Genomic DNA, 14227 nt, shown 5'->3' with positions numbered 1-14227 from the left:
GTGGTTCGAAACCACTTCGAAGGCCCGCGCGCGGCGGTCTCCGGTGGTTCGAAACCACTTCGAAGGCCCGCGCGCGGCGGTCTCCGGTGGTTCGAAACCACTTCGAAGGCCCGCGCGCGGCGGTCTCGGGTGGTTCGAACCACTTCGGAGGCGGTCGCGACCGGGTGGGTGGGTGGTTGGAAGCTCCCCCGAGGCGGTCGCTCGGGGGAGCGCGGGGCTCAGAAGCTCAGGTAGGTCTGATCCTTGAGGCCACGCTCGTAATCGGCGAGCAGGCGCATGCCCTCGGTGGGCTTGAGGAGGTCCTGCTTGATCGCGCCGTCGACCTGGGCCTTCACCTTCGCGATGAGGCTCTGCGTGTCGTACTGCGTCATCGCGAGGACCTCGCGGATCTGGTTCCCCGCGATCGTCTCCTCGATGTAGTAGCCGCACTCCTCGTCGTCATCGAGGAAGACGTGGACCTCGTTCACCCGGCCGAACAGGTTGTGGATGTCGCCCATGATGTCCTGGTAGGCGCCGGTGAGGAAGATGCCGAGGTAATACGGCTCGTCGCCGCGCAGCGCGTGGAGCGGCAGCGTCTCCTTCACGTCGGAGAGGTCGATGAACTTCGAGACCTTGCCCTCCGAGTCGCACGTGATGTCGACGAGCGTGCTCTCCGCGCCCGGCCGCTCGTGCAGCCGGTGGATCGGCACGACCGGGAAGAGCGCGCCGAGCGCCCAGTGATCGAGCAGCGACTGGAACACCGAGAAGTTGCAGATGTACTGGTCTGCGAGCTTGCTCCGGAGCTCGACGACGTCCTCGGGGATCTCCGCGGGATCGAGCGCAGCGATGAGCTTCTGCATGCGCTCGGCGGTCTCCCAGAAGAGGGCCTCCACCCGCGCTTTCACGTCGAGGTTCAAGAGGCCAAGCTCGAACATCTTCTGCGACTCCTCCTTCGCCTGGAGGATGTCGTGCCACGACTCGGCGAGGTTCTGGACGGAGAGGCTGTCGCGCGTGTCGAGCACGTTCCGGATGAGCTTGTGCTCCTCCGTCTGGATGTCGATCGGCGCCTCCGGGGTCTTCTCGATCGAGCCGAACGCCTGCACCACGAGCACCGAGTGGTGCGCGACGATCGCGCGCCCCGACTCGCTCACGATGTTCGGGTGCGGGACCTTCTCGTCGTCGCAGATGTCCGCGATGTTGAAGACGATGTCGCGCGCGTACTCCTCGACGGAGTAGTTCATCGACGAATGAAACGTCGATCGCGAGCCGTCGTAGTCGATCGCGAGGCCGCCGCCGACGTCCATGTACTCGATGCGGTGCCCCATCTTGCGCAGCTTCGCGTAGTGCCGCGCCGCCTCGCGCACCGCGCGCTTGATGACGAGGATGTCCGGGACCTGCGAGCCGATGTGGAAGTGCAGGAGCTTGAACGCCGAGCTCATGCCCGCCTCGGCGAGGATCGCGCAGGCCGCGAGGATCTCGGCCGTGGACAGGCCAAACTTCGCGTGCTCGCCGCCGCTCTCGGCCCACTTGCCGGCGCCCTGCGTCATGAGCCGGACGCGTAGGCCGAGCATGGGCTCCACGTTCATTTCCTTTGCAACACGAACGATCGTCCGCACCTCGGAGAGCTTCTCCGCGACGAGGATGACCTTCTTGCCGAGCTTGCGGCCGATCATCGCGGTGCGGATGAAGTTCTCGTCCTTGTAGCCGTTGCAGACGATGAGCGACTCGTTGTCGGTGTGGACGCTGAGCCCCGCGAAGAGCTCGGGCTTCGAGCCGACTTCGAGGCCGTAGTGGTAGGTCCGGCCCGCTTCGAGGATCTCCTCCACGACCTCCTTGAGCTGGTTCACCTTGATGGGGAACACGCCGCGGTAGGTGCCGCGGAACTTGAGGTCGGAGATGGCGCGGTTGAACGCTTCGTTCAGCGTGCGCACGCGGTGGTGCAAGAGATCCTGGAAGCGGATCAGGAGCGGCGTGCGCAGGCCCTGCTCACGCGCCTCTTCGACGACGTCGATGAGGGCGATCTTGCGACCACGCTCCTGCAGGGGCGCCGCCGTGATGTTCCCTGTGGGATTCACGTCGAAGTAGCCGCGGCCCCAGCGGTCGATCATGTAAAGGGCCTTCGCGTCGTCGGTGCTCCACGCGTCGGTGTCAGTGTCGTGATGGCTGCTGGTCAACGTCTTCGTCTCCCTTGGGACCCGAGGGCCATGGCCCTTGCGCGACGTGCTGTTCGGGGCAGAGCTTCCTCGCAGCGCGCGAGGAAGCCAGGGGCGGCTTTGAGCGTGAAATGCTGTGCGGTGGACGTCGGTCTTCCGGTACGTCCGTGCTGCGGCTCAATACGCCAGGAAGGTCGAACCTTCAAGGGTGGGGTGCAGTGCCGAGTGGACGGGACAGACGGACGGGATGGGAGGCAGGAGGAGGCGCCGGGAGGGGGAGCTCAGGCCTTGGCGGCGGTGGCGGCCTTGGCGCGCTTGGAAGCGGCCTTGTACTGGTCGTACAGGCGCGGGACGGGGAAGGCCTCGAGGCGCTTCTTGTACCCCGCGTCCTTCGACCGGTTCTCGGCCGTCAGGATGGCGTCGATGAGCTTCGCCCGGGTGCCGAACTTCTCCTTGACCTCGGAGAACGTGGCGTGGAGGCGCAGGAGCTTGGCGTTCGAGACGTGATCGAGGCCCTTGTCGCCGCCGCGGTCCGAGCTCGTCCGGCCGACCCACAGGTCCTCCGTCATGAAGCCCTTGACCGCCTCGACGAGCTTCGCCTTCTCGCTGAACTTCTCCTTCACGATCGCGAGCGGTGCCTTGCGTGCCATGTCTTTACCTCCGTTGTTGCGCGAGATCACTCGCGCGGTGATGGGTAGGGGCGCCATGTAGCAGACAGGAAGGGGGGAGCGCAAGCCGCCCGGGGGAGGGCGACCTGGGCATTGGGTTTCACCTGGGCTCACGCGCTCGGGGCCACGTCTGGCAGGAAAAACCTGCCCTGGCCGCGCGACGCTTGCGGTGGACGGGGGGCCTCGCCACGTAGCCCGTGAGGGCGCGGCGCCCTCCACGGCGGCGAAAGGAGAAGAGGCGGACATGGACGAGAAGATCCTCCAGTGTCTGAACGAGCTCATCGCGCTCGATCTCGCGTGCGCAGCGGCCTACGAGGTGGCGCGCGGGGTCTCGCGGGACGAGGAGATCCAGGGGACGTTCTCCGCGTTCCGGGAGGACCACCTGAGGCACGTCGCCGAGCTCGGCGAGCACGTCCGGCGGGCGGGAATCGAGCCGCCGCGCGAGCTCGATACGAAGGGCGAGATCATCCGGGCCTTCACCACGCTCGCTTCGCAGGAGGATCGGACGGCGGTGCTGGTGATGCGCGGCAACGAGGAGCTTTCGAACAACGCGTACGCGTCGGCGTTGCGAGCGGGGCTGCCGGAGGAGATCCGCGCGCGCGTCGCGGCGAACTTCGAGGACGCGCGGCAGCACATGAGCTGGATGCGCGGCACCGTGCTCCTGCGCGGATGGGATGTCGAGCAGCCCGAGATACGCGAGCTTTCGGCGGAGGCCCGAGGGGCGCGCAAGGCTGCCTGACGAGGGCGCGCGGAGGGGCGGGGTCGTCCCGCCGTGGTACGTTCCTGGCCATGCATGCGGTGTTCACGTCGAGGCCTGCCACGGCCGACGACTACGACGTTTACGCGCGCCTGGTTCCGGAGCTCGGCGTCGATGATCCCACGCTGCCGAGCGAGGTATGGGCCGCCGAGCTCATGCCCCATACCCTGATCCTCGAGCAGGGCGGCGACATCGCGGGGTATGCGTACGTCGTGATCCTGAAGGAGACGGGATACGTGCGTCACGTGGTGGTCGCGCCCGAGGTCCGCGGAAAAGGCGCGGGGCGCGCGCTCATGCGGGCGAGCGCAGAGCGATTCCGCGCGGCGGGCTGCTCGCGCTGGTGCCTCAACGTGAAGGTCGACAACGTCGTCGCGATCGCGCTGTATTCGTCGGTCGGCATGGCCAGGAACTACGCGTCCACGGCGATGCGGCTCGGCTGGGACGTGCTTTCGCGCTTGCCAGGCGGCGAGGAGGGGATCACGGCGCGGACGATCGCGCCGCACGAGGACGCAGCGCTGGAGGCGGCGTTTGGCATGCCAATCGGTACGATCGCGTCGAACCGGGCGCGGGCGGGGGCCGTGCTCCTGCGCCTCGTCGATACGGCCCGGCCGGACGAGGCGCGGGTCGGGGTCGCGTGCTTCCATCCGAGCTACCCGGGGTCGTTCCCGTTCCGCGTGGCCAGGCCGACGCTCGTGCGGCCGTTGCTCGAGGCCATCCGAGCGCATGCGCCGCCGGAGCAAGACGTCACGCATGTCGTGGTGGAGGACGACGCCGAGACGAAACGCGCGCTCGTCGAGGCGAGGGCGTTGGTGCGGGTCGAGATCCTCAACATGGGAGGCCCGATCCCGGAACGGGTTTGACGGGATAGAACGATTCCGTCGGTCAGTTCGCAGCTTTGCCGGCGAGCAGGTCCGCGGCCGTCTTGCGGATGCGGGGCTCCGGGTCGCTCGCGGAGAGCTTGCGCAGGACGGGCTCGGCGGCGGCGCGATCGAGCGAGGCCATCGAGAGGGCCGCGGCCTCGCGCACGAGGGCATACGGGTCCTCTTGCGCGATCGTGGTGAGGGTCTCGAACGCGACCCGGCCCGTCGCGCCCGCGCCGAGGCGGCCGAGCGCTTCGGCGGCACGCACACGGAGCGGCCAGCTCGGCGCTTCACGGCCGAGGCGCGCGACGGCGGCAATGGTGGCCGGGTGTTTGACCCTGCCGAGCGCGGCGAGCGCCGCCCGCCGCACGCTCTCCTCGGGATCGGAGAGGGCGTCGATCACGGCGTCCTGCGCCTCTTTTTCAGGCCTCCGCGCGAGGAGCTCGACCGCGCGCGTGCGGACCTCGAGCGCCGGATGGCGGACGAGCGCGACGAACGCAGGCACGACGGCCGCGGCGATGCGCTCGATCGCAGCCGAGGTCGCGCGCGCCGATTCGGGGTCGAGTTTGTCGTCGGGGCCGAGGAGCGGCGCGAGCGAGAGCTCAGCGTCGTTCGCGAGCAGCGCGTCCGCCACGACGCGGGCGCGCTCGGGCGAGGTCGAGGCCGCGGCCACGGCCGCTCGTTCGAGCGAGGGCGCGAGCGCGACGAGCGCGCGGGCGCGGGCTCCCGCGAGGCGCGCCGCATCCGGGCCGAGGCCCGCGAGGATCTCCTTCATGGAGAGCGGTCCATCGGGCACCGGCAGCGCCTCGCCCGTGCGGGAGAAGTTCTTCGTGGCGAGGGCGGTCGCGGCCGCGACGGCGGTGCGGCGCATCGACTCGTCGGTCGCGAAGAGGCTCGACGCGAGGGCGTTCTCGGCTGAGGCGCTCTGCGCGGCATCGCCCTTCGGCGCGAGGCGCGCGAGGGCGACGAGGGCCGCTTGCCGGAGGACCGGCTCGTTCGTATCGGCGAGCGCGACGAGCATGTGGAGGTTTTCGCTCTGCGAGGCGCCGAGCTCCGCGAGCGCGTGCACGGCGGCGGCGCGCGCGGTGGCGCCGGCCTCGGGCGCGCGGGCGAGGGCCACGAGCGCGGGCGTGTACTTCTTGTCGTGCGTGAGCCCGAGGCCGAGGGCCGCGACGCCGCGCACCTCCGGCGAGGTCGAGCCGAGAAGTTTGATCAGCAAGGGTTCGGCCTTCTTGTCACCCATGCGCGCCACGCCCCAGGCCGCGGCGACGGCGATGGAGTCGCTCGGCAGGAGGGCCGCGCCCGTGTCCTTCGGCGCGAGCATCTGCTCGTAACGCGGCAGGATCGACGGGTCGCGCAGAGCGCCGCAGGCGATCATGGCCCGCACGCGCAGGCTCTTGTCGGCCTGGCCCGTGGCGTAGTTGTACAGGGCCGGGCCGGCGCTCTTGTTCTCGACGTACGCGAGGACCTCGATCGCGATCTTCTGCTGCGACTCCTTGTCGTCGGCGAGGGCGTCGAGCAGCGGCTTGATCGCGCGGGCGCCGATCTTCCCGAGCTCCGCGCGGGCCGCCCTCGCCGCGGGCGACGTGCCGCCCTCGTGGCGCACCTTCTGCACGAGCGGCAGGGTCATCGCGCCGTAGAGCTCGACGAGCAGGCGCCGGTAGATGCCCTTCTGCGGGTTGCCGACGGCGACGGGCAAGAGCTCGCGCTCGAGCGACTCGAGCGAGTTCTTGCCAAGGTTGATCTGCATGCTCATGCGCGCCGCGCGCGAGACGAGCTCCTCGTCGGGCGAGGAGCGCACGACGCGGCGGAAGAGCCTGTCGGCCTCGTCGACCTGGCCGCTCGACAGGAGCAGCTCGGCGAGGTCGAAGTAGACCGGGAAGAGCCTGTCGTTTCGCTGGATGGCTTGCCTGTACTCGGCGATCGCGTGCGGAAAATCCTGCCGCCGCCGGTACATGTCGCCGAGCTTCTGGTGGCCGTTCGCGTCCTCGGGCGAGAGCTCGACGGCGCGCGCCGCGTACTTGATGGAGTCGTCGTCGCGGTAGAGCTCGGCCGCGTACTGCGCCATGCGCTGGTAGAACTCGCGCGCGCGCTTGGGGTTCACCTCGACGAGTTTTTCGAGGACGCCGATCGCGCCGAGCAGGTTCTGCTCCAGCACGAGGATTCGTTCGAGCGCGAGCAGGCTCTCCTCGTCGCCGGGCGCGAGCTCGGTGACCTTGCGCAGCGTGGCCTCGGCGTCCGCGAGGCGATGCAGGCGGCGCTGCACCTCGGCGAGGAGCCGGCCGGCTTCGAGATCGGGCGGGGTGCCGTTGAAGCGCGTGGTGAGCGGCGCGACGCGGCTCGGCAGCTCGTGCGCGAGCGACCACAGGCTCACGATGTGCGTGCGCGCCTCGCGGGCGAGGAGTTTGTCGCTCTGCGCCCCGGCGAGCAGCTCCTCCCAGATCACGCGCGCTTCGGCGTATCGCTGCGCGGCGTTGCCGAGCGTCGCGGCCGTGCGCTCGATCGCGACGGCGAGGTTTTTCTTGTACCGGACGTTGGTCGGCTCGAGCTGGACGGCCTCGCGCAGGGCGTTCAGCGCTTCGAGCGGCATGTCGTGGTCGAGGTAGACCTCGCCGAGGAGGGAGTTTGCCCGCGCGCGGTTCGGCACGACCTGCTTGATGCGCGCCCACGTCTCCAGCGCCTTTTTCTTGTCGCCGGCCTGGTAGTAGCGATCGCCGAGATCGACGATGTACGTGTGGTCGGCGCCGCCGGAGGCCGCGAGCTTCTGCAGGACCTTGAGGGCTTTGTCCTTCTCCTCGACGCGCTCGTAGAAGTCGGCGACGGCGGCGAGGATCTCGGGCTCGCTGCCGACGCGCGCTTCGAGCTCGGTGAGGAGCTTCAGCGCCTTCGGGCGATCGCCGCGCTGGATGAGCGTCTCGCAGAGCTCGAAGACGAAGTCCGGGTTGCCGGGCGCGGCCTTGATGAGCGCCTCGTACTCCTTGATCGCCGCGTCGAGCTCGCCCGCGGTCTGCAGGAGGTGCACGAGCTTCAGGCGCACGTCGATCGCGCGGCTGTCGATGCCGAGCACCTTGCGGTACGTGGCGATCGCCTTGTCGACGTCGCCCGTCTCTTCGTAGAGGCCGCCCAGCGTGGCGAGGCGCTGCGCGTCCTGCGCCTTTTCGGCTTCGAGGATCGGGATGAGCTCGGCGAGCTTGCCTTCGGCGCGGAAGGCGTCGGTCATGATGACCAGGATCTCGGCGCGCACGCCGGCCGCGCCGCCCGCGACCGTGAGCGCGCGCTTGAGCACGCTGAGCGCCTCCTCGGTCTTCTTCTGCCGCGCGAGGACCTGGCCGAGATCCCGGAGCGCAGGCGCGAGGGCGCGGTTGTCGCCGGCGGCGGCCTTCACGAGCTCGCGGAACTCGACCTCGGCGCGATCGTAGAGCGACCGCGCGAGCAGCTCGCGGCCGAGCTCGGCCTTCACGAAGAGCGAGCCCTGCGCGGCCTTCACGAGCGCGTCGTGGTGCTTCTTCGCGGCCTCGAAGTCCTTCAGATCGAGGCAGAGCCCGAGGAGCGTGCGTGTCGTCTGCTCGAAGTCCGGGCCGGGCTTGAGCAGGGCGAGGGCTTTTTCGTAGCTCGTGCGGGAAGCGGACTTGTCGCCGCGCTCGGCCTGGAGCTGCGCGAGGGCGAGGATGGCCTGCGGATCGTTCGGCTTCTCGGCGATCGCGGCCTCGTACGTCTTGACGGCGTCCTCGGGGCGGCCGTCGAGCTTGTAGATGCCGGCGAGCGCGACCTTCGCGGCCCAGGCGTCGGCGCCCGGCGTGGCGGCGCGTTTTTCGAACTCCTCGACGAGCTTCTTGATGTTGCCGTCGCGCTCCCGATAGAGCTGCGAGAGCCGCTGGAGCGGGAACGGCGCGCTCGGCTGCGAGATGACGATCGCCGTGTACCGCGCGATGAGCGCGTCGCTCCCCGGACCTTTGCCCGTTGCGTCGGCGTCGCCTTGCGGCTGCTTCGGCTGCTTTGGCTGCGCGGGCTTGCCCGTGCCCGCGCCGGGGTTCGGCTTGGGGGGCTTCTTGCGGTTGCGCCCGGACGGGTCGAAGTCCGCGGCCTCGGCGCTGGGCGGCGCGAGGACGGTCGCGGCGAAAGGCAAGCCGAGGAGCAAGCAGCCGGCGAGGACGTGGGAGCGCACGCGCGCAGGGTATCACGCGGAGGCGCGTCGAGCCTGCTCGCACCATGCGGCACGAGCGGGCCCGTCCGCGCGGCTGGCAAGCCCGGCATCGCGGGACATTCTCCGGGGACACACGCGGGCTTCAGGGCTGCGTCGTGGTGGCAAATGCGGCGCGGTAGGCGGAGAGGAGGCGGCGCGCGCCCACGGGGGTGAGGTGATGGTGGTCGCAGTAGAGGGATCGGCCGTCGACGCCCGCGATCGGAACGCCCTCCGTGGTGGAGAGCGCGCCGATGGAGTCGACGAGCGTCGCGCCGGCGGAGACGAGCTCGGATTCGAAGGCGTTCATCGGGCTCGGCACGTGAAGCTCCGCCAGCGTGACCTCGCCCGCCTCCGGCACGAGGCCCACGAGGGCGCGCCGCGCGAGCTCTTGCGGCACGTCGATCGCGTATTTCGGCACCTCGCGCTGGAACCAGACGCGCACGCCGAGCGCCCGGAGGTCCTTGATGGTCAAAAGAAGGGCCTTCACGAGCGGGTCGCGGCTCGGCGGATCTTCGCGGAAGTACGAGCTCCAGTAGGCGACGAGGACGACGTCGGTGATGCCGGCGCTCGGGATCATCTCGAAGATGGACTCGCTGTACGGCAGGGCCCGTTCGTTGAGGCCATATGTTTCACGCACGTAATATCCCCGCACGGGCGCGGTCGAGGCGTGGGTCGCGACGAGCCCTTTCCAGCCGACGTCGCGGCACGCTTGGTCGATCGCGGACATGACGGCCATGGCATGGCTATCGCCCCACACGAGGACCGTCGGGTCCTTGTCCTCGTCGCGGACGCCGATCGACGGCAGATTCCGCGCGCGCATTCGGTCCAGGCCGATGATGTGCAGGTATTTGGGGTCGATCTTGGCGTCGAGCCATCCGAGCGCGGCCGGCGGGACCCGGGAAATGTTCCCATGGGCGGCGATCGAGGCGCCGCCGAGCAGGAGCGCGCCCATGGCGATGGCGGCCCCGACCGCGACCCAGGCGCGGCTCCGGCGCGGCCGAGGCTTGCGGAAAGGTTGCTCGACGAAGCGCCACGAAAGCACGGCCAGCACGAACGAGCCGAGGACGACCGCGCAGCGAAAGAGCCACGCGTCGCCGCCCACTTTCCAGAAATGGGCGATCGCGAGCGGAGGCCAGTGCCAGAGGTAAAACGAATACGAGACGAGGCCGAGGAAGACGAACGGTCGTGAGGCGAGCGCAAGGCCGCTCCAGGTGGGCGGCGGTCCGGCCACGCTGCGCAGGTTTGCCAGGAGGAACAGGAGCGCGCCGGCGCACGGCGCGGCAGCGGCCACGCCGGGAAAGGGGGTTTCCCGGGTGAAGAGAAAGCAGCACGCGGCGATCAGCGTGAGGCCCCCGAGCGAAAGGAGCTCACGCGCGTGGCCGAGGCGCGCGAGGGGTTTGGCGGGGACGAATGCGAGGAGCGCGCCGGCGAGCAGCTCGAAGGCGCGCGTGGGGAGGAGGTAGAAGGCCGACGGCGGATCCACCGGCGTGACGCGGATGCTCGTGAACAGGCTCAGCGCGGCGGTGATCCCGAGGACAAGCGCGAGGCGCAGATGCGAGCGCTTCACGAGGCGAAAGGCGAGGAGGAGCAGGGGCGGGAACAAGAGGTAAAATTGCTCCTCGACGGCGAGCGACCACGTATGGAGCAAAGGCTGCTCCTCGGCGCGCGCGGAGAAATAGCCGAGGTTGTTCCGGTAAAACACGTTCGAGGCGAAGGCCGCGAGGTACGTGGCCGAGCGGCCGACGCCCGCGAGCGCGTCCGGCGGGAGGAACACAATCGACAGGAGGAGCGCGGCGGCGCTGGCCGGCACGAGCGCAGGCAGGATCCGCCGCGCGCGCCGCTCCCAGAAATCGGCGAGGCGGAAGGTGTCGTCCCGGAGATCCCGGAGGATCAGCGATGTGATGAGGAAGCCGGAGATGACGAAAAAAACGTCGACGCCGACATACCCGCCCGGGAGCCCGAGATCGGCGTGGAAGAGGACCACGCTGGTCACGGCGATCGCCCGGAGACCGTCGATCTCGGGCCGGTAGGTGGGAGATTGTTCGGGCTTCAAATCGAATCGCGCGTCACCGCGCGGATCTCATTCGTATCCGGACAGGCGCCAGTGCCCCTGCTCGAAGCGGAAGCGCATCGTCCGGCGCTCGCCCGTGCCGAGATCCATGCCGACACGCACGAAGCCGCGATCCGCGTAATCACGCACGTCCTTTTCGACGACGCGCGAGCACGGGTCCCCGTTGACGCCCTTCTGGCGCTTCAAATCGACGTAGAGGTACGCGAACGTGAGCCCGCGCAGGTGCTCCATCACGTCGCCTTTTTTCACGGCCGATACGAGCTCGCCAAAGGCTTCCTCGTTGACCTTGGGTTTGCCCGGGACGATCTCGCCCGTATCCTCGTTGCGTTGCGGAGGGCCATTCTCGATGTACCGGAGCTCCCAGGTGGGCACGCCGCGATCGGCGACCAGGCGATCCGAGACCAGCGCGACCGTGGAGATCGGGGGTTCGCCGCCGATGCTGAGCTCGTCCATGAGTTCCTTGCACGAGCCCTGGATCTGCTTGATCGTCGCCTGGACGTCGCTCTTCGCCGGCACCTTGAAGGCGCGCTCGATGACGCCCTTCACCGTGGCGGCGGGGACGGCGCTGTAGAGGTTGTCATTCGAGCGCATCGTCAGGGTGTTGATGCCGATGACCTCGAGCGAGTCCTTGCGGAAGAGGGGGCCGCCGCTGTTGCCCGGATCAATCGCGGCCGTGTGCTGCAGGAATGAGGATTTGTGGCCGCGCACCGTGACCGAGAAATCGGCGTTCGAGATGGTGCCGCTCGTGAGGCGGTACGATTGCTGATCACCGACGCGCGGATACCCCGAGGCCTGGACCGCCTCGTCGTTTTTCACGCTGGCGTCGGCGAGCGTGGCCACCGCAATGGCGCTCGTCGCCAGGCTCTCGGGCACCTTCACCACGGCGACGTCGTACTTGTCGTCGGTATAAAGGACCTCGCAATCGCTGAGCGAGGTGTGTTCGTCGAGGACGATCGTGACCTTGGGCGCGCTGTCCACGACGTGCCGGTTCGTGATGAGCACGAGCCCCTTGCCGTCCGGCGATTTGAGGAAAAAACCGCTGCCGGTCGAGGTCCAGCCCACGCCGGCGGTGCCCATGGCGTCCGGGAGGTGTGACTTCTTTACGGTCTCGACGAACGCGGTCTTCACGTCCTCGGGCAGCTCGGCCTTGACACGCACGGTGGCCTTGCGCTGCATCTCGGGGACGTTGGCCTTCGCCGCGGACGCCGCGGGCTCCTTCGTCTCCGGGAGAGGCGTCGAGCCTCCGCAGCCCATCAAGAAAAGAACCAATCCGAACGCGAGCCTGGAAGCCATCGGAACATTCCTCGTGGGGGTGAATGGAAATCGCGAGGCTCGATCAGACACCACTCCGAGGACGTTGGCAAGTCGTGCCAAGAATCAGCGGCGAAACGTGGACAATGCCGCGAGGAGCGCAAACCCGAGCGTGACGAGCGTGATGGCAAGCGCGACGCGGAGCGCCGGATGGCTCTCGCGCGCCGCAGCCACGATACGCCGTTGATCCTCGGCCGGAATGGGCGCGCCGGCCTCGTCGCTCGCTTCGAGCGAGACGGCCGCGGCGAGGTTCGTGTCGAGGTCCCGCTGCGATCGGCGCGTCCGCACGAGGATCAAGAGGATCTCCGCGAGGGCCGCGACAGCGACGAGGAAAACGGCCGCGCGCCGCGCCGAGGAGGCCCGCGCATGTTCGCGTGCTTCGGCCGCGCCCGATCCGTCGAGCAGGAGTTCGAGGCGCGGCGTGGCGGCGGAGGCGGTTTGTGCAGCAAGGGGCCAGGTGATCGTGGCGTCGCCGCGTTCGCCGGGATCTCCGGAGACGACGATCTGCGCGGGATCCGTGGGCGGCGTGACGTCGAGCCGGCCGCGGAAAAACCCGGCGTCGTCCCGCGTGACAGGGACGACCGCGCCGAGGATTCGGCCCGCGTCGGTCACGACGGAGACGTAGACGCGATCCCGCGGGGCGGGCGAGACGAACGAGAGGCCGGCGTGGAGGTCGGGAGCGAGCCAGATCGCGCCCGGCCGCACGGGCAAGAGGCCTTCCCAGCGACCTTCGTGGCCATCGGGATCACGCGCGGCGATCACGAGCTCGACGTGGTGCGCGAGCGGCGTGACGGTGAAGGACGCGGCCCCGCGCTCGTCCGTGTCGTTTTTCTCGGGCGTGATCGTCGTGCCGGACCCCGAAAGCGAGAGCGTGATGCCCGCGAAGCTCGGGCGATAGGGCGAGACGTGCTCGGGCAGGCCGACGGCGACGTCGAGCGTCTCGGGGAAAGGCGAGACGAGGTGGCCGCGGCGCGCGTGTACGAAGAAGCGGAAAAAACCGCTCGAAACGCCTGCGATGTCACGCGCGGGGGCGGGCTTCGGGGGAGGAGGCCGGAGCGGCACGGTCCCCTCGGCGAGGACCGTTTTTCCCTGGACGACCCGCACGTCGAGCGGGCCCCTGAGCGGCGCGTTCGTCTCGATCGAGGCTTCGCCCACGCCGTCCGGGCCGAGCGAGACCGTCTCGGGCGCGAGGTTCGCGCCGGCGTCCGTCACCTCGACGGTCACGCCTTCGAGCGCCGCGACGTCGTCCACGCCGAACAACCGGCGCGCGCCTTCGAGGCGGAGGGCGAGGGTCCGGCCGCCGGCCACGGGGACGCCGCGGACCCGCACGAACGGCGCGGCGTTCGGGGATCCCGGGCCAAAGAGCACGAGCGCGGTGACGATCACCGAGGCCGCGGGCACGACGTAAGTGGCCAGGCGACCGAGCATGCCATGCAAGTCTACCGTGCCTGTTTGCGTTCGGGCAGCGCATCCGATAGAGCAAGCGCGAGGGACGATGGGAGAGGCAAAGACGAAGAAGGGCGGAAAGAAGGCGCCTTCGCGGGACGAGGTCGTGCTGAAGCTCCGCTCGGATCCGCGCACGGAGAAGCGGTTCGAGCCGAAGAGCTCGCCGTCGGCGATCCTGTCGGTGCTCGCGTTCTCGGTGGCGGCGGTGCTCGTCGGGGCCGGGACGTACGGGCAATGGCTGCGCGACGAGGCGCTCGGGCCGCACAAAGCAGCGCCGTACCTGCTCGCCGCAGGCGCGGCGGTGCTGCTCGTGACGGCGCTGTTCGGGCCACGGCCGGCGCTGCCGATCCGCGTGGGCGACGCGGGCGTCGGGGTCGAGAAGGGCGGGAACGAGATCGAGCGGATCGCGTGGAACGTGGTGCGCCGGCTCGTGCTCGGCGATCGGACGCTGACCGTGGAGGGGGAGGGGACGTCGATCGTGATCTCCCTCGCGGCGATGCCCGATGCGGCCGGCAAGGTGCTGCGCGAGGCGCGCGAGCGGATCCCGGCGAAGATGGAGGACATCGCGGCGGGGGCGCTGGAAAACGCGAGCGAGGGCGCGGCCGAGACGCTACCGCTCGAGCCGGCGCAGGTCGCGGGGCTCAAGTGCAAGGCGAGCGGCAAGCTCATCGCGTTCGAGCGCGACGCACGGCTCTGCGGTCGGTGCGGCGAGGTCTACCACAAGGACGCCGTTCCGAAGCGCTGCGCGACGTGTGACGCGCGGCTCAAGTAGTCCGCACACGGACGAGCGGCCTCGGGT

At 69.4% G+C, this 14227-nt stretch carries 9 protein-coding genes; 3 read left to right on the top strand and 6 right to left on the bottom strand.

What is annotated here, in order from left to right; genetic code table 11:
* Window positions 1-218 precede the first annotated feature (218 nt).
* Together speA and POL67_RS34545 are read right to left on the bottom strand one after the other, a co-directional pair.
* Window positions 219-2153: a biosynthetic arginine decarboxylase gene (speA, locus tag POL67_RS34550; protein ID WP_271924878.1), complete on the bottom strand. Its 1935-nt coding sequence runs from the start codon at window positions 2151-2153 to the stop codon at window positions 219-221.
* Window positions 2154-2413: 260 nt separating this feature from the next.
* A complete protein-coding gene (locus tag POL67_RS34545; protein WP_271924877.1) occupies window positions 2414-2782 on the bottom strand; it encodes a hypothetical protein in 369 nt (122 codons plus the stop codon).
* 262 nt (window positions 2783-3044) lie between these two features.
* Between POL67_RS34545 and POL67_RS34540 the strand changes: the two genes are divergently transcribed.
* Together POL67_RS34540 and POL67_RS34535 are read left to right on the top strand one after the other, a co-directional pair.
* Window positions 3045-3539 carry a ferritin-like domain-containing protein gene (locus POL67_RS34540; RefSeq protein ID WP_271924876.1) on the top strand — a complete coding sequence of 165 codons (495 nt, stop codon included), beginning with the start codon at window positions 3045-3047 and terminating at the stop codon, window positions 3537-3539.
* Between the two features lie 50 nt (window positions 3540-3589).
* Entirely contained in the window at window positions 3590-4417 is an 828-nt protein-coding gene (locus tag POL67_RS34535; protein WP_271924875.1) for a GNAT family N-acetyltransferase, read from the top strand.
* Between the two features lie 22 nt (window positions 4418-4439).
* Here the strand turns inward: POL67_RS34535 and POL67_RS34530 are convergent, their stop codons facing one another.
* The 4 genes from POL67_RS34530 to POL67_RS34515 all read right to left on the bottom strand — a co-directional run bounded on the left by POL67_RS34530 (window position 4440) and on the right by POL67_RS34515 (window position 13410).
* Window positions 4440-8582, bottom strand: a complete 4143-nt coding sequence (locus tag POL67_RS34530) for a HEAT repeat domain-containing protein (protein WP_271924874.1) — start codon at window positions 8580-8582, stop codon at window positions 4440-4442.
* Between the two features lie 121 nt (window positions 8583-8703).
* Complete coding sequence (locus tag POL67_RS34525) at window positions 8704-10653, bottom strand: acyltransferase family protein (protein WP_271924873.1); 1950 nt, start codon at window positions 10651-10653, stop codon at window positions 8704-8706.
* Window positions 10654-10680: 27 nt separating this feature from the next.
* A complete protein-coding gene (locus tag POL67_RS34520; protein WP_271924872.1) occupies window positions 10681-11964 on the bottom strand; it encodes a S1C family serine protease in 1284 nt (427 codons plus the stop codon).
* 84 nt (window positions 11965-12048) lie between these two features.
* Complete coding sequence (locus POL67_RS34515) at window positions 12049-13410, bottom strand: hypothetical protein (protein ID WP_271924871.1); 1362 nt, start codon at window positions 13408-13410, stop codon at window positions 12049-12051.
* A gap of 67 nt (window positions 13411-13477) precedes the next feature.
* Between POL67_RS34515 and POL67_RS34510 the strand changes: the two genes are divergently transcribed.
* On the top strand, window positions 13478-14200 hold the full coding sequence (locus POL67_RS34510; protein ID WP_271924870.1) for a hypothetical protein: 723 nt from the start codon (window positions 13478-13480) through the stop codon (window positions 14198-14200).
* Window positions 14201-14227: the final 27 nt, after the last annotated feature.

It is taken from the genome of Polyangium mundeleinium (assembly GCF_028369105.1).
Lineage (GTDB): Bacteria > Myxococcota_A > Polyangia > Polyangiales > Polyangiaceae > Polyangium > Polyangium mundeleinium.
Note: the sequence above shows the minus strand (reverse complement) of the source record. Positions and strands in the feature narration are given on the sequence as shown.